Annotated in this window: 19 protein-coding genes; 14 read left to right on the top strand and 5 right to left on the bottom strand. The window is 61.7% G+C overall.

Annotation, left to right across the window (positions count from 1 at the left end):
• Both BLS60_RS16455 and BLS60_RS16450 read left to right on the top strand, forming a co-directional pair.
• Positions 1 to 255: a hypothetical protein gene (locus BLS60_RS16455; protein ID WP_070880568.1), complete on the top strand. Its 255-nt coding sequence runs from the start codon at positions 1 to 3 to the stop codon at positions 253 to 255.
• Entirely contained in the window at positions 255 to 818 is a 564-nt protein-coding gene (locus BLS60_RS16450; protein WP_092370163.1) for a lipocalin family protein, read from the top strand. The genes BLS60_RS16455 and BLS60_RS16450 overlap by 1 nt, the downstream gene beginning before the upstream one ends.
• A 267-nt stretch (positions 819 to 1,085) precedes the next feature.
• Here the strand turns inward: BLS60_RS16450 and BLS60_RS16445 are convergent, their stop codons facing one another.
• A complete protein-coding gene (locus tag BLS60_RS16445; RefSeq protein ID WP_092370160.1) occupies positions 1,086 to 1,514 on the bottom strand; it encodes a hypothetical protein in 429 nt (142 codons plus the stop codon).
• Positions 1,515 to 1,616: 102 nt separating this feature from the next.
• Here BLS60_RS16445 and pip point away from each other — a divergent pair, with 102 nt between their 5' ends.
• The 8 genes from pip (at position 1,617) to BLS60_RS16405 (ending at position 10,298) form a co-directional block, all read left to right on the top strand.
• Positions 1,617 to 2,588, top strand: coding sequence for a prolyl aminopeptidase (gene pip, locus BLS60_RS16440; RefSeq protein ID WP_092370157.1), 972 nt, complete (start codon positions 1,617 to 1,619; stop codon positions 2,586 to 2,588).
• Positions 2,585 to 3,022, top strand: coding sequence for a D-aminoacyl-tRNA deacylase (gene dtd / locus BLS60_RS16435; protein WP_092370154.1), 438 nt, complete (start codon positions 2,585 to 2,587; stop codon positions 3,020 to 3,022). Before pip ends, dtd begins: the two co-directional genes overlap by 4 nt.
• Before the next feature lie 204 nt (positions 3,023 to 3,226).
• Positions 3,227 to 4,018, top strand: a complete 792-nt coding sequence (locus BLS60_RS16430; protein ID WP_092370151.1) for a transporter substrate-binding domain-containing protein — start codon at positions 3,227 to 3,229, stop codon at positions 4,016 to 4,018.
• A 222-nt stretch (positions 4,019 to 4,240) separates the two neighbouring features.
• Positions 4,241 to 5,203 (top strand): amino acid ABC transporter permease, encoded by a 963-nt coding sequence (locus tag BLS60_RS16425; protein ID WP_092370148.1) that lies wholly within the window; start codon positions 4,241 to 4,243, stop codon positions 5,201 to 5,203.
• On the top strand, positions 5,196 to 5,930 hold the full coding sequence (locus tag BLS60_RS16420; protein ID WP_073263853.1) for an amino acid ABC transporter ATP-binding protein: 735 nt from the start codon (positions 5,196 to 5,198) through the stop codon (positions 5,928 to 5,930). Before BLS60_RS16425 ends, BLS60_RS16420 begins: the two co-directional genes overlap by 8 nt.
• Before the next feature lie 238 nt (positions 5,931 to 6,168).
• Positions 6,169 to 6,669: a retropepsin-like aspartic peptidase RloA2 gene (rloA2, locus tag BLS60_RS16415; RefSeq protein WP_092370145.1), complete on the top strand. Its 501-nt coding sequence runs from the start codon at positions 6,169 to 6,171 to the stop codon at positions 6,667 to 6,669.
• 105 nt (positions 6,670 to 6,774) lie between these two features.
• Complete coding sequence (locus tag BLS60_RS16410) at positions 6,775 to 8,805, top strand: methyl-accepting chemotaxis protein (RefSeq protein ID WP_092370142.1); 2,031 nt, start codon at positions 6,775 to 6,777, stop codon at positions 8,803 to 8,805.
• A gap of 1,055 nt (positions 8,806 to 9,860) precedes the next feature.
• Positions 9,861 to 10,298, top strand: coding sequence for a CBS domain-containing protein (locus tag BLS60_RS16405; protein ID WP_070880578.1), 438 nt, complete (start codon positions 9,861 to 9,863; stop codon positions 10,296 to 10,298).
• 580 nt (positions 10,299 to 10,878) lie between these two features.
• Here BLS60_RS16405 and BLS60_RS16400 read toward each other — a convergent pair.
• Positions 10,879 to 11,586 carry a 3'-5' exonuclease gene (locus tag BLS60_RS16400; protein WP_092370138.1) on the bottom strand — a complete coding sequence of 236 codons (708 nt, stop codon included), beginning with the start codon at positions 11,584 to 11,586 and terminating at the stop codon, positions 10,879 to 10,881.
• Positions 11,583 to 13,514 (bottom strand): DUF294 nucleotidyltransferase-like domain-containing protein, encoded by a 1,932-nt coding sequence (locus tag BLS60_RS16395; RefSeq protein ID WP_092370135.1) that lies wholly within the window; start codon positions 13,512 to 13,514, stop codon positions 11,583 to 11,585. The genes BLS60_RS16400 and BLS60_RS16395 overlap by 4 nt, the downstream gene beginning before the upstream one ends.
• A gap of 239 nt (positions 13,515 to 13,753) precedes the next feature.
• Between BLS60_RS16395 and BLS60_RS16390 the strand changes: the two genes are divergently transcribed.
• Both BLS60_RS16390 and BLS60_RS16385 read left to right on the top strand, forming a co-directional pair.
• The gene (locus tag BLS60_RS16390) at positions 13,754 to 14,794 is read left to right on the top strand and encodes a glycoside hydrolase family 5 protein (protein WP_092370132.1); all 1,041 of its coding nucleotides are present in this window, start codon (positions 13,754 to 13,756) and stop codon (positions 14,792 to 14,794) included.
• An 88-nt stretch (positions 14,795 to 14,882) separates the two neighbouring features.
• The gene (locus BLS60_RS16385) at positions 14,883 to 15,926 is read left to right on the top strand and encodes an acyltransferase family protein (protein ID WP_070880583.1); all 1,044 of its coding nucleotides are present in this window, start codon (positions 14,883 to 14,885) and stop codon (positions 15,924 to 15,926) included.
• A 150-nt stretch (positions 15,927 to 16,076) separates the two neighbouring features.
• Here the strand turns inward: BLS60_RS16385 and BLS60_RS16380 are convergent, their stop codons facing one another.
• A complete protein-coding gene (locus tag BLS60_RS16380) occupies positions 16,077 to 18,254 on the bottom strand; it encodes a malate synthase G (RefSeq protein ID WP_092370129.1) in 2,178 nt (725 codons plus the stop codon).
• Between the two features lie 312 nt (positions 18,255 to 18,566).
• On the opposite strand from BLS60_RS16380, the gene BLS60_RS16375 reads away from it, so the two are divergent.
• The gene (locus BLS60_RS16375; RefSeq protein WP_092370126.1) at positions 18,567 to 19,013 is read left to right on the top strand and encodes a GNAT family N-acetyltransferase; all 447 of its coding nucleotides are present in this window, start codon (positions 18,567 to 18,569) and stop codon (positions 19,011 to 19,013) included.
• Positions 19,014 to 19,036: 23 nt separating this feature from the next.
• Complete coding sequence (locus tag BLS60_RS16370; protein ID WP_092370123.1) at positions 19,037 to 19,555, top strand: glycine cleavage system transcriptional repressor; 519 nt, start codon at positions 19,037 to 19,039, stop codon at positions 19,553 to 19,555.
• Between the two features lie 112 nt (positions 19,556 to 19,667).
• Here BLS60_RS16370 and rarD read toward each other — a convergent pair whose 3' ends face one another.
• Positions 19,668 to 20,552: an EamA family transporter RarD gene (gene rarD, locus BLS60_RS16365; RefSeq protein WP_070880587.1), complete on the bottom strand. Its 885-nt coding sequence runs from the start codon at positions 20,550 to 20,552 to the stop codon at positions 19,668 to 19,670.
• Positions 20,553 to 20,598 lie beyond the last annotated feature (46 nt).

Raw genomic sequence — 20,598 nt, 5'->3', positions numbered from 1 at the left:
ATGCGCTTGCGCTCTCTCGTGCTGCTGGTGGGCTGTGTCGTTCTGGCCGCCTGTAGCAAGGTCAATCAGGACAACTACAGCAAACTCCATTCGGGCATGAGCAAAGCTGAGGTCGAGGACCTGCTCGGCACTGCGACCGAGTGCTCCGGTGCGCTAGGCATGTCCAGTTGCACCTGGGGCGATCAGGTCAGCTTCATCAGCGTTCAGTACGCCGGTGACCAGGTGTTGATGTTTTCCGCAAAAGGATTGAAGTAATGAACAAATATGCAGTGGCAGCTCTGGCGCTGGGCGCCGTGGTGCTGGCTGGTTGTGCCAACTCCGGAACTGGCGAGGCACCACCGAAAACGGTCGACGCCGTTGATCTCGAACGCTATCAAGGCACCTGGTACGAGGTGGCGCGCCTGCCGATGTTCTTCCAGCGCAACTGCGTGGAGTCCGAGGCGCGCTACGGTCTGCAGGATGATGGCAGCGTGTCGGTGGTCAACCGCTGCCGCAGCGCCGATGGCGAATGGCAGCAGGTTGAAGGCCGCGCCGTACCGCAGGTCGAGGGCAAGACAGACAAGCTCTGGGTGACCTTCGACAATTGGTTCAGCCGCCTCCTGCCAGGCGTCACCAAAGGCGAGTACTGGGTGCTTGACCTCGACGAGGACTACCAGACCGCTCTGGTCGGCCACCCGAACCGCAAGTACCTGTGGCTGCTCTCGCGCACGCCGAAAATCTCCAACGAGGTGCGCGACGAGTTGCTCTCGGTGGCTCGCGCCCAAGGCTATGACACCGACGAGCTGATCTGGCGTGAAGGTGCCAAACCGGCGAAGTGATACAGCCGGTCTTGCGGGTTGAGCGCAGCGATGGCGAGCAAAGGCTTCCCGGGTGTCGCTTCGCTCGACCCAGGCTGCGGTAGGTTTTCGCAGGGTGGGCTAGCAGTGCCATTGGGCGTTAATCGCAGAGGCTGCGTAACCCACCAAGCGATCGTCGGCATTGCAACAACGGTGGGTTACGGCGCCACGGAAATCATCACAGGTCCCAAGCACACAACGGCTTCTAACCTGCGCGGCCGGACCTACCCAACGGGGCCGCTTTCTACCTTACTCCCACTCCACCCGTGCCAGTTTCCACTCTCCCTCGTCCTGCCACCACTCGAGCTTCACGCTGAAATGCCCTGCGCTGTCGGGAATTAGTCCCTCGGCGCCGGTCAGCGCTACCTGGGCGTCGGTATAGCCTTTGTCGCGGTAGGTGACGTCAATCACGCTGGCCTTGCTCAAGGCGAGTACCTTGACGTTGTTGTGACGCAGGAACAGTAAGGTCATGGTGCGTTTCGCCCAGTCCCGGTCATTGGCCTGCTGGGCGAGAAACTCACTGTGCAGTTGATCGAGCACGGCTGCGGTCTTCTTCGCCTGCAGGTTGTCCTGCAACTGCTGTACGGCTGCTTCGAGCGAAGCCTGTGGGTCATCGTCTGTGCGGCACCCCAGGAGCAGGACGAACAGCAGGGGTAGGGCAAATTTCCGCATCGGCATGCTGAATTCCTTTTTCATGGTTATGATGCCCGAACGAGCGCAAACGCCCGTTCGACGAGCGGGCGGCCCGAGCCTACCTCAACTCTTCCGCAGGAGCGCACCATGCAGACGCTGTATCCGGAGATCAAACCGTACGCCCGCCATGAGCTGGCGGTAGACGCCCCGCACGTTCTCTACGTCGATGAGAGCGGCTCGGCGGATGGTCTGCCGGTGCTGTTCGTGCATGGTGGCCCTGGTGCAGGTTGCGACGCGGCGAGCCGCCGCTACTTCGACCCGAACCTGTACCGCATCGTTACCTTCGATCAGCGCGGTTGCGGCCGCTCCACGCCTCACGCCAGCCTGGAGAAGAACACCACCTGGGATCTGGTGGCCGACATGGAGCGCATCCGTGAGCATTTGGGCATCGAAAAATGGGTGCTGTTCGGCGGCTCCTGGGGCTCGACCCTGTCGCTGGCCTATGCCCAGGCTCACCCCGATCGGGTGCATGCACTGATCCTGCGCGGCATCTTCCTGTGCCGCCCGCAAGAGTTCAAATGGTTCTACCAGGAGGGCGCGAGCCGGTTGTTCCCTGATTACTGGCAGGATTACCTGGCGCCGATTCCCGCCGAAGAGCAGGGCGACCTGATGCAGGCGTTCTACAAGCGCCTGACCGGTGCTGACCAGATTGCCCAGATGCACGCCGCCAAGGCCTGGTCATGCTGGGAAGGGCGCACCGCCACGCTGCGCCCCAATCCGCAGGTGGTCGACCGTTTCGCCGAAAGCCTGCGTGCGCTGTCGATCGCGCGCATCGAGTGTCACTATTTCGTCAACAATGCCTTCCTCGAACCTGATCAGCTGCTGCGCGACATGCCAAAGATCGCCCATCTGCCAGGCATCATCGTGCATGGCCGTTACGACGTGATCTGCCCGCTGGACAACGCCTGGGCGCTTCACCAGGCGTGGCCCAACAGTGAGCTGCAGATCATCCGCGAGGCCGGCCACTCGTCTGCCGAACCGGGCATCGCCGATGCGCTGGTACGCGCCGCCGACGAGATTGCCCATCGCTTGCTCGACCTGGCGCCGGACGAAGCATGAAGGCGCTGCTGCAACGCGTTTCAAACGCGCGGGTCGATGTTGCTGGGGAAACCATCGGTGCCATCGATCAGGGCCTGCTGGTGCTGGTCGGCGTCGAGCCGCAGGACGGCGAGGCCAGTTGTGCCAAGCTGCTGCACAAGCTGCTCAATTACCGGGTGTTCAGTGACGAGGCGGGCAAGATGAACCTGTCGCTCAAGGATGTCGGCGGTGGCCTGCTGCTGGTGTCGCAGTTCACCCTCGCCGCTGACACGCGCAGCGGCCTGCGGCCCGGCTTCTCCACCGCCGCACCACCGGCGCTCGGCGAAGCGCTGTTCGATCACTTGCTCGAGCAGGCCCGGGCGCAACATCCAAAGGTGGCTAGTGGGCGTTTTGGCGCAGACATGCAGGTCCACCTGATCAATGACGGCCCGGTGACCTTCCTGCTGGAAGCCTGATCGCTGGCCTGCTTCTTGCCTTCTGTAGCGGCGCCGATAGGCATTGTTCGTCGGTGATCGTTCGCGCTCATGTGCTGATATCTCGCTATCTGCGCCGATCACGGTTAGCATGCCGCGCCGCCTTATCGCCCTTGGTCGGGCCTGCACCGCCGCGGTGCAGGATCACTCCGAGCGCTCACAACCGTTTGCCCTTCAGGAGCAAGAATGAAGAAGCTTGTCGCCTCACTGCTGTTATCCGTCTGTGCATTCACCGGCCTGGCCCAGGCTGGCGTCATCGATGACGCTGCCAAGCGCGGCACCCTGCGCGTCGGCATGGACCCGACCTACATGCCCTTCGAAATGACCAACAAGCGTGGCGAGATCATCGGCTTTGAAGTCGACCTGCTCAAAGCCATGACCAAGGCCATGGGCGTCAAGCTGGAGCTGGTTTCCACCTCCTATGACGGCATCATCCCGGCACTGCTGACCGACAAGTTCGACATGATCGGTTCGGGCATGACCCTGACCCAGGAGCGCAACCTGCGCATCAACTTCTCCGAGCCCTTCATCGTGGTCGGCCAGACCCTGCTGATCCGCAAGGAGCTGGCAGACAAGGTCAAGAGCTACAAGGACCTGAACAGCGCCGATTACCGCATCACCTCGAAGATCGGTACCACCGGTGAGATGGTCGCCAAGAAGCTGATCGCCCAAGCCAAGTACAGCGGCTTCGACAACGAGCAGGAAGCGGTGATGGACGTGGTCAACGGCAAGGCCGATGCCTTCATCTACGACGCGCCGTACAACGTCGTTGCGGTGAACAAGGCCGGCGCCGGCAAGCTGGTGTTCCTCGACGAGCCGTTCACCTTCGAGCCCCTGGCGTTCGGCCTGAAGAAGGGCGACTACGACAGCCTCAACTGGATCAACAACTGGCTGCACCAGATCCGTGAAGACGGCACCTACGATCGCATCCATGCCAAGTGGTTCAAGAGCACTAACTGGCTGAAAGACATGGAGTAAGCGGAACCTGCCCACGATCTGCTGCGCGTCGGTCCTGCTGCGTTGAAAACAGGCTCGGAATGCTCATGTACACCAGTACACTCCGCTTCCTCGCCTGTTTTCGCCTTGCATGACTCTAGCTCGCGAGCTCGTGAAACAGGTTCCCGGCTTCATCTAGCTACACCCGGCGCGCGGCTTGTCCGCGCGCTGTCATGTTTGCAACTCAATGGGTAGACACTCGCCGTGGCTAAACAGAAGAAAGCCCAGTGGCCCTGGCACCTGCTGACCGGTCTGATCCTGGTCGTGGGCGCCTTGCTGATCTGGTATTCCACCTCGCTGATTTCCTACGAGTGGCGCTGGAATCGCGTTCCTCAGTACTTCGCCTACGACGCCGAGGACGCGCAGCGGGCAGCTGACTACAGCCGTGTCGAGAGCGTCAGCCGGCAAGGTGACGACGCGCTGGTCACGCTGCTTGGTGAAAGCGGTGAGCAACAGCAACTGACTGTGGCCAGCGACAGCCTGCAGTTCAACGAGGGTGACGATGTCGCCGAAGGCGATGTGATCGGCGTCAACCGTCACTGGGCCGCCGGACCGTTACTCTGGGGCCTTTGGACGACCTTGTGGATATCCGTGGCAGCCGGCGTGTTCGGCTTGCTGATCGGGCTGGTCACCGGCCTGTGCCGGCTTTCCGCCAACCCGACGCTGCGGCATCTCTCGACGGTTTACGTCGAGCTGGTGCGGGGCACGCCGCTGCTGGTACAGATATTCATTTTCTATTTTTTCATCGGAACGGTGCTCGATCTGTCCCGCGAATTCGCCGGGGTGGCAGCGCTGGCGCTGTTCACCGGTGCCTACGTGGGCGAGATCGTACGTGCCGGCGTGCAGTCCATTGTCCGTGGTCAGGACGAGGCAGCGCGTTCGCTGGGGCTCAGTGCCGCGCAGTCGATGCGCCATGTGATCCTGCCGCAGGCGTTCAAGCGGGTGTTGCCGCCGCTGGCCGGGCAGTTCATCAGCCTGGTCAAGGACACCTCGTTGGTCTCCGTGATAGCCATCACAGAGCTGACCAAGAGCGGCCGCGAAGCCATTACCACCTCGTTCTCGACGTTCGAGATCTGGTTCTGCGTAGCCGCGCTTTATCTGGTGATCAACCTGCCGTTGTCGCAGATCGCCAACCGCCTGGAACGGAGGCTCGCGCAAAGTGATTGAAGTTCGTGATCTGATCAAGGTATTCGACGCCCGGGGCCAGCAGGTTCGCGCGGTCGATGGCGTTACCACCCAGGTAGCGCGTGGTGAGGTGCTGGTGGTGATCGGCCCGTCCGGTTCCGGCAAGTCGACCTTTCTGCGCTGCCTCAACGGCCTGGAAGAGCTGGACGAGGGCTCGGTGAGCATCGATGGCCTCGACCTCGCCAACCCGAAAACCGACATCAACGCCTACCGCCGTGAAGTCGGCATGGTGTTCCAGCACTTCAACCTGTTCCCGCACATGACCGTGCTGGAGAACCTGTGTCTGGCACAGAAAGTGGTGCGCAAGCGTGGCAAGGCCGAGCGCGAGGCCAAGGCCCGTGCGTTGCTGGACAAGGTCGGCATCGGCCAGAAGGCTGGCGAGTTTCCGTCGCGCCTATCCGGCGGCCAGCAGCAACGGGTGGCCATCGCTCGCGCGCTGTGCATGGACCCCAAGGTGATGCTGTTCGACGAACCGACCTCGGCCCTTGACCCGGAAATGGTCGGCGAAGTGCTCGATGTGATGAAGCAGCTCGCTGTCGAAGGCATGACCATGGTCTGCGTTACCCACGAAATGGGCTTCGCCCGTGAAGTGGCCGATCGCGTGCTGTTCTTCGACCACGGCAAGCTGCTCGAAGACGCACCGCCCGCCGAGTTCTTCGCGCAACCGAAAGACCCGCGCGCCCAGGCGTTCCTGCGCCAGGTGCTGTAGCGCGACGGCCAAGGTCGCTTCAAAGGCGGAAGCAGACACTTCCCCGTAGGGTGGACAACGCTCTTTTTGTCCACCATTACGATGGTAGCGCGGTGGACGGATCGGGCCGCGCAGGCAAGCGTCGTCCACCCTGCAAGGGGCTCAGGCACCGCTTTGAGCAATGTCCCAGTAGTTTTTTAGAACCATCTGCTCCTGATCAAGTCCCAATGTCGTCTATTCAGCATAAGGACTTTCAGGCGTGAAAACCGTTCTAGCCCTGCTGGCAGCTGCAATCGCACTGCCTGCAATGGCCAACCAACCGACTCTTTACGGTCGCTACGAATACATTCAATTGCCGCAAATCGGCCACACCCTCAAGGCCAAGATGGACACCGGAGCGATGACCGCATCGCTGTCAGCCCGCGACATCGAGCAATTCCAGCGTGACGGCGAGGACTGGGTGCGTTTCCGCCTGGCCATCGACGAGGCGGACGATCAGGTATTCGAGAAGCCGTTGGCACGGGTCAGCGAAATCAAGAACCGTGCGGAAGAAGGCAGCGATGACGCGCCATCCTACTCCGCGCGGCCGGTGGTCAATATGGACATCTGCCTGGGCGAAGAGAAGCGCACTATCGAGGTCAACCTCACCGATCGCAGCCATTTTGATTATCCGCTGCTGATCGGTTCCAGTGCCATCCGCAAGCTGGACGCTGCCATCGACCCCTCCAATCGGTATACCGCTGAGCAGCCGCAGTGCTGAGCCGATAGGCTGCGCCCTCACCTCTGATACTCAGGCGTGATTCTTGCCTCGAAATGGCACATTGCCACGGCGTCGTGTGTCCGTGGCACCTGTTTCGAGGTGGGTATGTGGGGATTGCTCAAGCCGGGTGTGCGGGTATTGGAGCGTGTCAGCTTCGCCCGCAAGTTTCAGATACTGTTTGTGTTGTTCCTCATTCCACTGGCTTACGCCTTGTGGGTGATGATGAATGCCAACCTTGAGCGCATCGAGGTACTGAACCGCGAGCTAGACGGGATGCAGGGCGTAAAGGCACTCGGCGCCGTCGAGCAGGAGCTGCTCGAACAACGCTTTCTGCTGGCCCGCTGGAAAGGCAATGACAAGGCTGCGGAAGGGCTGCTGCGCGAGCGTAGCGGCAAGCTGGATGAAGCGCTGGCCGCTACTTCGGAGCAGCTGAAACTCACCCCGATGAGCGAAGAAACCAAGCATCAGTTGGACGCTTTGCGAACCTCGGTGAGTGAGTTGGATCTGGCGGTGTTGGGTAAAATGGCACTACTCGATGCGTTGGGGCGTTACCAGAGCACCCTCTCGCGCCTGGCGTTGCTACGCGAGCTGATGGTTACCGACAGTGGCTTGATACTCGACCCCTATCTAGATACCTATCTGATGATGGAGCAGCTGACGGTCACTCTGCCGCGACTGGCAGGCGATCTTGGCAGGTTCGCCAGCCAAGGTTATGGCTCGCTGGTGGCGCAACATTTCACGCTGCAAAACCGCGTACTGGTGCGTGACCTGCGTGCCTCGCTGGAGCAATCTGGTGCACAGATTGCCAAGGCACGCACCGCATTGGAGCGCATGTCTGCGCCCGCCATGCTGCACTTGCAACAGCCATTCAATGAGGCCGAGCAAGGGCTGCAGAATTTCCTGACCGAAATCGACCGCGACATGATCGAAGCCAGCCCCATGGTGCTTCAACCGGCGCGGTTCGTGGAGCAGGTGCAGACACTTCAGGCGCAACAGCTGGCGCTGCGGCAGGCGGTGTTCGAGCAGTTCAATACCGACCTTGGCCGCTACAAAGGCCAAGTGCAGCGCGTCATGTGGAATACGGCGTTGGTCTTCGCCGCACTCACGCTGCTGGCGCTGTATCTGCTGCTTTGCCTCAACGCGTCGATTCGGCGCAGCACCACCGGCATCATTCAGGCCGCCGAAGGCCTGCGTGACGGTGATCTGCGAGTGCGCATGAAGGTGCACGGTGGCGACGATCTGGCGGCCATCTCTACCGCCCTGAACAGCGCAGTCGCCCAGTTGCGTGACTCGATGCAGGGTGTTGGTCGGGAAGGGCGGCACCTTGATGATACCGTCCGCAGTCTCAGCAGCCAGGCCAGCCACTCGCTGGCTGCCGTTGAGCAGCAGCAGGCACAAATGAGCCAGATCGCCACTGCAGCCACGCAGATGGCGGCCACCGCGCAAAGCGTGGCACAAAGCTGCGAGCAGGCTGCTCAGGAGGCCGGGCAGACGCGCGAGATCGCTACCCAGAGTAACCAGCGAGGCGCCCGCACCAGTGCCAGCATGCGTGAACTCAGCGGCCGACTGGCGGGCAGCGCCAGTACGCTGCAGCAGTTGCGCATGCAGACTGAGCAAATTACCCGTGTGGTCGATGTGATCAAGGGGATTGCCGAGCAGACCAACCTCCTGGCACTCAACGCTGCTATCGAGGCGGCGCGTGCTGGCGAGCAGGGCCGTGGCTTCGCGGTCGTCGCCGATGAGGTGCGCTCGCTGTCGCAGCGTACGCAAAACTCGACGGCAGAAATCGCCCAGACGGTAGGCGACCTGCACAAGGTTGTTGGTCAGTCGGTGGCTGAAATGGAGCAGGCTGTCCGGCAGGCCGAGGGGGATGTGGATAACGTGCTGGCGATGAGCGCGGACCTCGATGGCATTGTCGATTCTGTGCAGCGCGTCAGTGACCGCCTGGCACAGATTGCCACCGCTGCCGAGCAGCAGGCTGCCACCGCCGATGAGGTAAGCCACAATATCCAGCAGGTCGATCAGGCCGCCAGTGCGCTGCTAGATGGCGCGCGCATGGTCAGTAACGCAGGCGAACAGCTGAGGCAGGGCAGCGAGGCGCTGGCGCTAAATACCGGTCGTTTCCGGATCGATTGAGCGCCTCCGTTTCGGTCCGGTTAATAAATGATCAATCCTGTGCAGGCCGCGCGATCCGTGGCTTGCACCCATCCTTCCCAAGGTTGTCCACAAGCGTATCCACGCCTGCTGTGCATGATCGTGCTCGAGAGATAACCCTGGCTCTGCCCCTGTTCCACGTATTAAAAGCGTTTAAATACAGCTATTTGAAGATCAATTATAATTTGATCGAAAAACGAACAAGTGTTTGTAGGCCTCGCCAGCTGTACGTTATCGACCATCATCCAGTGTTTATCCACAAGGTGATCCACCGCAATTGTGCATAGCTCCCGGCAGACGATGAAGGATGGTCAGCTAGATCCGCAGCGTGCTGTTACTTATAGCGCTACTTAACGCGTGCCAAAACGCTGATCGTAAAATGTACAAATGCGTGAAGGCCCCGTTTTTACTGGTTTACCTGGCTACATACAGTATTTATCCACAGCTTCACCCACTGAATATGTGCATGGCTACATCGCGTGGATGATGAATTTATAGCTTGACTAAAATTTGTCGCTTACGGCGCTTGCTGTGATAACTGTCTGTGTGTAAGTCGCTGGTTAAATAGTAACCGTACGGCTGTATGGCTTGCCTTTACTGCGCTGCAGCGCTTCATTCCGAGCTTATCCACAGAATCATCCCCGCCTTCTGTGCATAGTCTTACACTGCGCCGCTCGGCTTCCTTCCGATCGCCGCTTGGCTGGTACCGAGGCTGAACGTAAGCCACCATGACGGCCCTCTGTTGCGAAGATGACGCTTTCTATCTCTGATGCCCGTCGCAGGCGAGCGCCCGCGTTGCTCAGCTCTCACCCTTGAGGCATATCCTGATGCGACGGGTCGCGATCACGGGCCTGGGGATCTAATCTCACGCGCGAAGTGGCCAATCCACAGGGCTGGGAGCTGGGCGTGGGAAGATCGAACGCGCCGCCTGGCTGTGCCTGACGTTTCTAGGCAGATGCGACTCGCTGCGTGCACAAACGCGCGTTGTTTAGCTATGCTCATGGCCCCGTCAATCTTCCGATACAAGAAGAACGCGCATGAAAAAAACCGTCGCCGAAGTATTGAAAAGCAAGCCTATTTCCAACGTGTACAGCGTCGCTCCGGAAAGCAGCGTGTTCGCCGCGGTGAAGCTGATGGCCGAGAAAGGCATCGGTTCGCTGGTCGTGATCGATGGCGAGCGCCTGGCAGGCATCGTCAGTGAGCGCGATTATGTGCGCAAAGTGGCCGTGCAGGAGCGGTCGCCGGCCAACATGAAAGTCAGCGACATCATGACCAGCACGGTAATCACCGTCACCTCGACAGAGGACAGCCGGCATTGCATGGAGCTGATGACCAGTAATCGCCTGCGCCACCTGCCGGTCGTGGATGACGGACAGCTGGTCGGCCTGCTGTCCATCGGTGACTTGGTCAAGGACATCATCAGCGCCCAGGAAAACCTGATCCAGCACCTGGAACAGTACATCCGCGGCGAATAGTCCTCTGTGTGGTGAGCGGCCAGTGAGCGCCGGGTAGGGGACCGCCTGCATGCGAGTGAGCCTGGCGTGGTGGCCGCTCCTGCAATCGCCACCTACTCTCCATTTTCGCCCCACGTCGCTTCTACAGGCATCGCCAGAGTGCGCGCTTCGCAGCTGTACGGAGCGCGGTTGCATCAACCGAAGCTGGAGCGTGAACGGGGCACCATTGCCTGTTGATGATCGCCCCTTTGCTGCAGTTCGTTCGGTGACCGACAGCGAGCGGACCGGCAAGCGCCGAGATCGCTGGTAAAAAGTGCGTGTGACGAACCGCTTCGCCGTCGACGATGCCGCGGAGTCGATGACACCGAACCGCAACCTGCGCTTTGCCCTGAACATCTGGAAAGTGTAACTGGCGAAACCATCAACCTCGCGTTGGACGACGGCCCTGTCGTGTAGCAGCCGCTGCCTGCCTAGGTGGATCTGCAGTTCGCGTTGTTGAAAGGGGATATGTAGCAAGGGCTTCCAGCTTCCTGGGTATCGCTGCGCTCAACCGCAGGCTACGACGTGCCCAATTAGAGATTGAATGAGACCTCTGTACCGCCTAAAGCGATGGCGTCTGCTGTCGTCTGCGCCAGCCGGCAAGGCGTTGTTCCAGTTCTTTGAGGCTGTCGATTTGCTGCTTGCGGGCGCGGCTGAACAGGATCAGCGCGAGCTCCGCAGTGACCAGGGCGTCGGCGCTGGCGTGATGGCGTTGCTGCACCTGCAGGCCAAAGTGGCGGGTCCAGTCGTCCAGGCCGCCGTTACGGATGTCCGCCTGTGGGCAGAGCAGGGGCGCCAGTTCGGCGACGTCGAAGAATGGATGGCGCAGGCGCAGGTTGAGGGTGTCTTTCAAGGCGCGGGCGAGCATGCGCTGGTCGAAACCGGCGTGGAAGGCTAGCAGCGGGCTGTCACCGAGAAACTCCATGAATGCCAGCAGTGCTTCGCCCGGCTCGATGCCCGCGGCGATGGCGCTTGGTGCCAGGCCGTGGATCAGCACGCTGGCGCTGACCCGGTGATCGTCGCGGTGCAGGGTGCACTCAAATTGCTGGCCGAGTTGGATAGCGCCGTTGTCGATGACCACGGCGCCGATCGACAGCACCTGATCGCGGCGCATGTCCAGGCCACTGGTTTCCAGGTCAAGCACCACCAGACGCTGCTGAGCCAGTGGCGTTTCATCAGGGGCGGCAGGCGCAGGAAGCGCATCGCGACGGCGTTGCTGTTCGGCCGGCAGGGTGGTGTGGCGGCGGGTCAGCCAGGTCAGTGCATTCATAACTGGTAGCGGAGCGTCAGGCTGCTTTGCAGGCGCTGGGCCTGGCGAAAGGATTCGCGGAGGATGCGCCGATCCAGATGATTGAGGCTGTCCGGGTCGAGGCGGTTTGAATAGGGCTGAGATTGACGCGCCTGCAGTTGATGCTGTTGCAGGCGGGTCTGCTGGATAAAGTGGTAGGCCTCTTCATAGGCGGCACCGTCGAGGGGATCGATCACCCCGCGTTCGGTCAGTTCGCGCAGGCGCTGCTGGGTGTTGCTGGCCTTTATACCATGGGCCAGTGCGAGCAGCCTGGCACCGTCTACGAAGGGGGTAAGGCCTTGCACCTTCAAGTCCAGGGTGTCTTTCTCGGCGCCGCGGCGGGCCACCACGAAATCCCGGAAGCGGCCAACGGGTGGCCGCTGGCGCAGGGCATTTTCGGCCATCATGCGTTGAAAAAGACTGTTGCCGGCAATCTGTCCGAGCAGTTCATCACGTAGTGTTTCGCAGCCGTTGGCGTCGCCCCATACGGTGCGCAGGTCGAAATAGATGGTTGAGGCCAGCAGGTTTTCCGGCGATGCCTCACGCACGAAGCCGGCGAAGCGCCTCGACCATTCCTGGCGCGACAGGCACAGCTGCGGGTTGCTGGCCATGATGTTGCCCTTGCACAAGGTGAAGCCGCACTGTGCCAGGCGCTGATTGATTTCCATGGCCAGCGGCAGCAGCCGGCCACGGATCGCTGCGGCTTCTGCGCCATCCCCTGCCTCGAAGAGAATGCCATTGTCCTGGTCGGTGTGCAGGGTCTGCTCGCGGCGGCCTTCGCTGCCGAAGCACAGCCAGGTGAACGGCACGCCCGGGTCGCCCAGCTCTTCAAGAGTCAGCTCGATTACCCGGCTCACGGTATGGTCGTTGAGCAGGGTGACGATGTGCGTGATCTGGCTGGCGCTGGCGCCGTGGGCGAGCATACGGTCGACCAGCTGGCGTATCTCTTCGCGCAGCGCCACGAGGTTTTCCACCCGGCCGGCGTGGCGAATGGTGCGCGCCAGGTGCACCAGGTCGACACGTTGCAGAGAGAACAGATCACGCTCGGAGACCACGCCGCACAGCTTGCCCTGTTCGACCAGGCAGACGTGAGCGATGTGCCGCTCGGTCATGGCGATGGCAGCGTCGAACGCGCTGGCGCTCGGCGGCAGGTGGAAGGGCGACTGCGTCATCAGGCTGCTGATCGGCTGTTCCAGTGAGCTGCCGTCCGCTACGGCGCGGCGCAGATCGCGCAGTGTGAAGATGCCTTGTGGGCGCAGGCCCGGGTCGACGATGACGATGCTGCCAACCTGCCCCTCGTGCATGTGCCGCACGGCATCACGCAGCGGCATGTTCGGCGCGCAGGAGATCGGCTGACGCATCGCCAACTCGCCGAGGCGGGTGTCGAGCGAGTACTGCGAGCCGAGGGTTTCCACCGCACGCATTTGCACCTGCTGGTTGACCTGGTCGAGCAGGCTGCTGACCCCGCGCAGGGCGAAATCGCGCAAGGGCGTGGACTGCGCGAACAGGCGGGCGAAGGCGGCCTTGTCGAGCAGCAGGCAGAAGGTATCTTCTGCCGCCAGATGGGCGGTGCGCGTCGCCCGCTCGCCAATCAGCGCGGCCATGGGAAAGCATTCGCCGCTGGTGATCTCGAAGGTGGTTTCCGTGCCACGCCGTGCCGAGTGCGGACGCTGACCGTGCACGCGGCCCTGTTTGACGATATAGAGGTGCTGCACCGGGCCATCGTCCGGGTGGATGATGGTGTCCTCCTCGCCATAGAAGCGCAGTTGGCAGTGCTCCACCAGGAAGGCGAGATGAGCGCTGTCCATCTGATTGAACGGCGGGAATTTCTGCAGAAACTCCATGGTGCCGTGGATGTTCTGCATCACCGCGGTCTTGCCGGCCTGGGCGAAGTCGTCCGCTGGTTTCATCACGCGCGTCCTGATTGTTCTTGTGGCGACATGGTGGGGGGCTGGGCCGAGAATCGACATAGGACGTAAGTCTAGATGCTCCCGGCATGCTCGGCGTTCAGTGCCCATGCGTTCTTAATTGTCATCAGATTGCAGCGGTCGTTCGTGAACCTCTGCGGATGTTTGGCGTCCTGTTTTGTCTACACGCATTTTTAGCACCGGATGGCTGACCGTTGTTCCGGAGACAGAGGAGAAACAGCATGAGCGGCAATCTTTCTGGCCGAGCCCTGGCCCTCGGGCTGGGCGTCATCCTAAGTTGCAGCGCTATTGCGCAGCAGAAGCCCGTCGAACTGATCGGCATCAACGTGGCCGGCGCGGCGTTTGCCAGCTCGCATATTCCTGGCAAGCACGGCACCAATTTCTTTTTCCCGCCCAAGGGCTACTACACCAAGTGGCAGCAGAAGGGCATCAGCTGGGTGCGCTTCTCCATTCAGTGGGAACGCCTGCAGCCCAAGGCCAACGCTGAGTTCGACGAGAGCTACGCCAAACTCATCGACAAGACCCTGACCGAGGCGCACCAGAGCGGTATCGAGGTGATGCTCGATGTGCATAACTATGGCCGCTATTACGGCAAAGTGATCGGCACGGACGATGTGCCGATCTCGGCCTACCGTAATCTGATGGAGCGCATCGCCAAGCGCTGGGGCAACAACCCGGCCGTGTACTCCTATGACCTGATGAACGAGCCCTACGGCGCGGCCAACAAGTTCTGGCCCGAGGTGGCTCAGGCGGGCATCGACGGGGTGCGTAAGCACGATTCACGCAACGCTGTTTACGTCGAGGGCGCGCAATACTCCTCGGCGACCCAATGGCCCAAGCTCAACGATGCCTTGCTGGACCTGAAAGACCCGGCGAACAACATTGTCTATTCCGCACACATGTACATCGACCCCGACAGCAGCGGCAGTTACAAGCAGGCGCTGGCCCCGAACCTGGACCCAGAGATCGGCGTCAAGCGCATCGCGCCCTTCGTCAATTGGCTGATCAAGCACAACAAGAAGGGCCACATCGGTGAGTTCGGGGTACCCGCCGACGACGAAAGCGGCCTGAAAGCCCTGGATCACACGCTTGCCTACCTGCAGAAGCACTGCATTCCGTTCACCTACTGGGCGGCGGGGCCATCGTGGGGCAAGCACAAGCTGTCGATCGAGCCGGTGAAGGGCGTGGACCGCCCGCAGTGGGCGGTGTTACAGAAGTACCTGGGCGGTGGTAATTGCACCAGCATCGGGCCGGGAACCTGAGTGTCAGGTTGGTGATCTGATCAGCGATGCGGCGCCCTGGGGCGCCGCTACCGCACTCCATGCTGCATTTCATCTCAAGGACGTACGCATGACGAACCGCAATCTGTGGGTGGATTACGCCAAGGCCATTGGCATCCTCCTGGTGGTCTATGGCCATGTTGTACGCGGCCTGCTCAACGGTGGAATCATCACCGAGAACGTGGCCTTCCACGAGCTGGTGGACAGCATCATTTACACGTTTCACATGCCGCTGTTCTTCTTTCTGTCGGGGCTGTTCTTCTGGCACTCGCTGAACAACCGCGGCAGTGGCGGGCTGTTCTGCAACAAGATTGATACCATCTTCTATCCCTTCGTGCTGTGGTCGCTGCTGCAGGGCAGTATCGAAGTGGTGCTGGCGCGCTACACCAACGGCGGCGTAGGTATGGGTGAAGTGCTGGCGCTGCTGTGGTCACCGCGTGCGCAATTTTGGTTTCTGTATGCGCTGTTCGCCGCGTTCTGCCTGGCAATTCTGCTCTACCGCAGCTTTTCCACGCGGGCCTTCCTGCCGCTGCTGGCGCTCAGTGCGTTGTTTTATTTGCTGCAGCAGTGGACGCCGCGGGTCGCTGCGCTGGTATTCCTGGCGCAGAACTTCGTGTTTTTCGCCTTTGGCGTCTGGTTCATGCAGATCCGCGGCAGCATCGAATCGCGCGCCGCTGCGGTGGCACTGGGCAGCGGTATTGCCTTCGTCATCGCGCAGTATGTGTTCCATGGGCTGCTCGGCCTGACTTACGCAGACCGCGGCGCGGCGTCGCTGGTGGTGGCGTTTATCGGCATCCTGTTCACGGTCAGCCTGTGCATGGTGCTGGCACGCCGGCCGATGGGGTGGATGCTTACCCTGGGCGCGCTGTCGATGCCGATCTTCCTTATGCACATTCTCGCCGGCAGCGGCATGCGGGTGATCCTCAGCAAGTTCCTGGGCGTCAACGACGACACCGTGCACATCATCGCTGGGTGCCTGGCGGGCGTGCTGCTGCCGATCATCGCGGCGAAGATCCTCGAGGCGCTGAACATCAACTGGTTGTATGAAATGCCCAAGCGTTTCTCCGTCTACCGTTGGCAGCAGCGTCGGCTAGCGGCCCAGCCGGCGGCGTAGGAACCTGGGTATCGCTGCGCTCAACCACAGGCTACGGAGCGATTTTGTAGCCCGGCGTCGAGCGAAGCGACACCTGGGATAGTGACGATGCGAGCCTTGCTGGACGCCAAAAGAAAACCGCCTTTCGGCGGTTTTCTTTTGGCTGGGCGTTTAACGCGCCAGGCTGGCTTTCAGTTCCCGGCGACGGCGGTGCAGCACCGGCTCGGTGTAGCCGTTCGGTTGTTTGGCGCCTTCGAGCACCAGTTCCAGCGCTGCCTGGAAGGCAATGTTGCCGTCGAAGTCGGGCGCCATCGGCCGGTACAGCGGATCACCGGCGTTCTGCCGGTCGACCACCGGGGCCATGCGCTGCAGGCTTTCCAGCACCTGCTGCTCGCTGACCACGCCATGGCGCAGCCAGTTGGCCAGTAACTGGCTGGAGATGCGCAGCGTGGCGCGGTCTTCCATCAGGCCGACGTCGTTGATGTCCGGTACCTTGGAACAGCCGACGCCATGGTCGATCCAGCGCACCACGTAGCCGAGAATGCCCTGGGCATTGTTGTCCAGCTCGTTGCAGATTTCGGAGGCAGACCAGTCGGTGCTCGGCGCTAGGGGAATGCTGAGGATATCGTCCAGCGAGGCCGGCGTGCGTGTGGCCAGTTCGGCCTGGCGGGCGAACACGTCGACCTTGTGGTAGTGCAGGGCGTGCAAGGTAGCGGCGGTCGGCGAGGGCACCCACGCCGTGTTGGCGCCGGCCAGCGGGTGGCCGACCTTTTGTTCGAGCATGGCGGCCATCAGGTCGGGCATCGCCCACATGCCCTTGCCGATCTGCGCGCGGCCGGGCAGTCCGGTAGCCAGGCCGACATCGACGTTGTTGTTCTCGTAGGCGCTGATCCACTTCTCGCTTTTCATCGCTGCCTTGCGCACCACGGCGCCGGCCTCCATCGACGTGTGGATTTCATCGCCAGTGCGGTCGAGGAAGCCGGTGTTGATGAACACCACGCGCTCGCTGGCGGCGGCGATGCAGGCCTTGAGGTTGACGGTGGTACGCCGCTCCTCGTCCATGATGCCGACCTTCAGGGTATTGCGCGGCAGGCTCAACACCTCTTCGACACGGCTGAACAACTCGCTGGTGAACGCCACTTCTTCCGGGCCGTGCATCTTCGGTTTGACGATGTACACCGAGCCGCTGCGGGTGTTGGCGCGGCTGCTATTGCCGTTGAGGTTGTGCAGCGCGGCGAGGCTGGTGCACAGCGCATCGAGAATACCTTCTGGCAGCTCGTTGCCGGCGGCGTCGAGTACCGCCGGGTTGGTCATCAGGTGGCCGACGTTGCGCACGAACAGCAGGCTGCGCCCGTGCAGGGTCAACTCGCCGCCATCCGGGCGGGTGTAAACGCGATCCGGGTTCATGGTACGGGTAAAGATGCTACCGCCCTTGCTCACCTGCTCGCTCAGGTCGCCTTTCATCAGGCCCAGCCAGTTGCGGTAGACCAGGGTCTTGTCGTCGGCGTCGACGGCGGCCACTGAGTCTTCGCAGTCCATGATGGTGGTCAGCGCTGACTCCATCAGCACATCCTTCACCCCGGCGGCATCGGTACTGCCAATCGGGCTGCTAGCGTCGATCTGGATTTCGAAATGCAGGCCGTTGTGCTTGAGCAGGATGGCGATGGGCGCGCCGGCTTCGCCCTGGAAGCCGACCAGTTGGCCGGCCTCGCGTAGCCCACTGATCTCACCGTTGAGGAGTGTGACCAGCAGCTTGTTGCCCTCGATGCGATAACCGCTGACATCGGCGTGGGAGCCGGCAGCCAGCGGCGCGCTGTCATCGAGAAAGGCGCGTGCGAAGGCGATCACCTTGTCGCCGCGGACCTTGTTGTAGCCCTTGCCCCTCTCTGCGCCGCCTTCCTCGCTGATTGCGTCGGTGCCGTACAGCGCGTCGTACAGCGAACCCCAGCGGGCGTTGGAGGCGTTCAGGGCGAAGCGCGCATTCATCACCGGCACGACCAACTGCGGGCCGGCCATGCGGGCGATCTCGTCATCGACGTTTTCGGTGCTGGCCTGGACCTGCTGCGGCTGCGACTGCAAATAGCCGATCTGCTCCAGAAAGGCCTTGTAGGCCGCTGCGTCGTGCGGCTTGCCGGCCTGGCTGCGGTGCCAGGCGTCTATCTGCGCCTGCAACTGATCGCGCGTGTCGAGCAGTGCGCGGTTCTTCGCTGCCAGGTCACGGAATACCGCATCGGCGCCGGCCCAGAAGGCATCGGCAGTGACGCCGCTGCCGGGAATGGCTTCGTCATTGATGAAATCGAACAGCACCTTGGCGACCTGCAGGCCACCGACTCGAACACGCTCAGTCATCTCTCGCCTCTCTGCTTCGCTTAGCCACTGTAACGGCGGGGAACCCTCGATGCTGCGCAGGCAGGCCGCTGGCGGGGCCGTTGTTGACGGCGGCCCGCATCGCTGCGGCGTGTCTGGAGGTGCTTCGTGAGCGGGGTTTTCCACAACCAGCAGGACTGGGTTTGGTTATGTAGTGAGTTTTTTCCGATACTACATGAACGAATCGGGAAAAACAGTCCAGAAATGGTCGCCCGCTACCTTGGTCGTACCTATGCCGTCGACGGTTTAACCGATATGAGTGCCTATACTGCAGTCCACCCGCAAGGAGTGATTATGCCGATAAGTGCCGCCGCCACCGCTGACCTTGATGATCTGGCACCGCTGTTCGCGGCTTACCTGGCGTTTTATGACGTCGACAAGAACATCGCCGAAGTGCGCGCGTTTCTCGCCGCGCGCCTTGAGCGCGGTGATTCCGCGCTGTTCATCGCCCACGACGAGCGGGGCGGTGCCCTGGGGTTCGTGCAGTTGTACCCGCTGTTCGCCTCACTGGCGTTACGCCCGAGCCTGCTGTTGAGTGACATCTATGTAGCGGAGTGCGCGCGTCGTCAGGGCGTTGGCGAACAACTTCTGGAAGCGGCCCGGCAGCATGCGCTGGACGTTGGCGCCTGCGGCCTGCAGCTGGAAACGGCAAAGACCAACCTGGCCGCGCAATCCCTTTACGAACGCCTCGGCTATGTTCGTGACGCGGTTTATCTGACTTACTGGCTCGACCTGACGTAACTATCAACGACGAGGACGTGAGCATGGATCATCTGATACTGACCGTTATCGCCCAGGATCAACCCGGCCTGGTCGAACGCGTCGCCCAATGCGTGGCCAGGCACAACGGCAACTGGCTGGAAAGCCGCATGTCGCGCATGGCCGGGCAATTCGCCGGCATTCTGCGGGTGGACGTTCCCGCCGCGTCCCATGGCGCGCTGATGGAAGCGTTGGGCGAACTGAGCGCCCAGGGCATTCGCGTGCAACTCGCCTCTGCCGGCGCCGAGCCGGATTGCACCTGGAAATCGATCCACCTCGATCTGCTGGGTAATGACCGCCCTGGTATCGTGCGCGACATCACCCGGCTGCTGGCCGAGAACGGCGTCAATCTGGAAAGCCTGATCACCGACGTGACGCCCGCTCCCATGAGCGGCGAGCCACTGTTCCACGCCCAGGCGACCCTGGCGGTTCCTGAAAGCCTGCTCCTGACTACGTTGCAGACATCGCTGGAGACCCTGGCCGACGATCTGATGGTGGAGTTGAAGTTGCGGATGGAAGAGTAGGGGAGGAAGCCTCAACGGCACGCCGCCGAGACGAAACCCGCCCATAAACGACGAGGCCGCCCATTAGGCGGCCTCGTGCGTTGCGGCTTGGCGAAGCACAGCCATGTGCAGGCTAGCGTTTACGCAGGGTCAGCCAGGCATCGACGCTGTATACCGCCAGGCCCGCCCAGATGAACAGGAAAGCGGCCAGCTTGGTTGGGTCGAAATGCTCGTCGAACACGAACACCGCCAACAGCAGTACCAGGGTCGGTGCCACATATTGCAGAAAGCCCAGCGTGGCGTAGGGCAGGTGGCGGGCGGCAGCGTTGAAGCACACCAGCGGGATCAGTGTCACTGGCCCTGCAGCCATCAGCCACAACGCTTCGCTAGTGGTCCAGAATGCCGGCTGACTGCTCATGGCGGCCGGGTGCAGAAGAATCCAGCCAATGGCCAGCGGCAGCAACAGGCAGGTTTCCACGACCAGCCCCGGCAGTGCGGCGACGGGAGCCTTTTTGCGGATCAGGCCATAGGCCGCGAAGGTCAGTGCCAACACCAGGGATACCCAGGGCAGACTGCCGACCTGCCAGAGCTGTTGGGCGACGCCTGCTGCGGCCAGCCCGACGGCCACCCATTGCAGGCGCCGCAAGCGCTCGCCAAGAATCAGCATGCCGAGCAGCACGTTGACCAACGGGTTGATGTAGTAGCCCAGGCTGGCTTCAAGCATGCGCCCGTTGTTCACCGCCCACACATAGACCAGCCAGTTGCCGGCGATCAGCGAACCACTGAGGGCCAGCACCGCGAAGCGTTTGGGATGGTCGAGCAGCTCGCGCAGCCAGCCTGGGTGCTTCCACACGAGCAACAGCAAGGCACCGAACACCGCGGACCAGAGCGCTCGGTGGACGATGATCTCGACAGGCGGAACGGCCTGGATCGCCTTGAAATAGAGCGGAAACAGGCCCCAGATGACATAGGCGCAAATACCCAGGATGTACCCGCGGCGCAGGTCTGCGGTGGCCATGTAAGTCCTTAGCGAGGCAGGGAAAGACGCATCATTCTAGTGCGCA

This window comes from Phytopseudomonas seleniipraecipitans, assembly GCF_900102335.1.
GTDB classification, from domain to species: Bacteria; Pseudomonadota; Gammaproteobacteria; order Pseudomonadales; family Pseudomonadaceae; genus Aquipseudomonas; species Aquipseudomonas seleniipraecipitans.
Note: the sequence above shows the minus strand (reverse complement) of the source record. Positions and strands in the feature narration are given on the sequence as shown.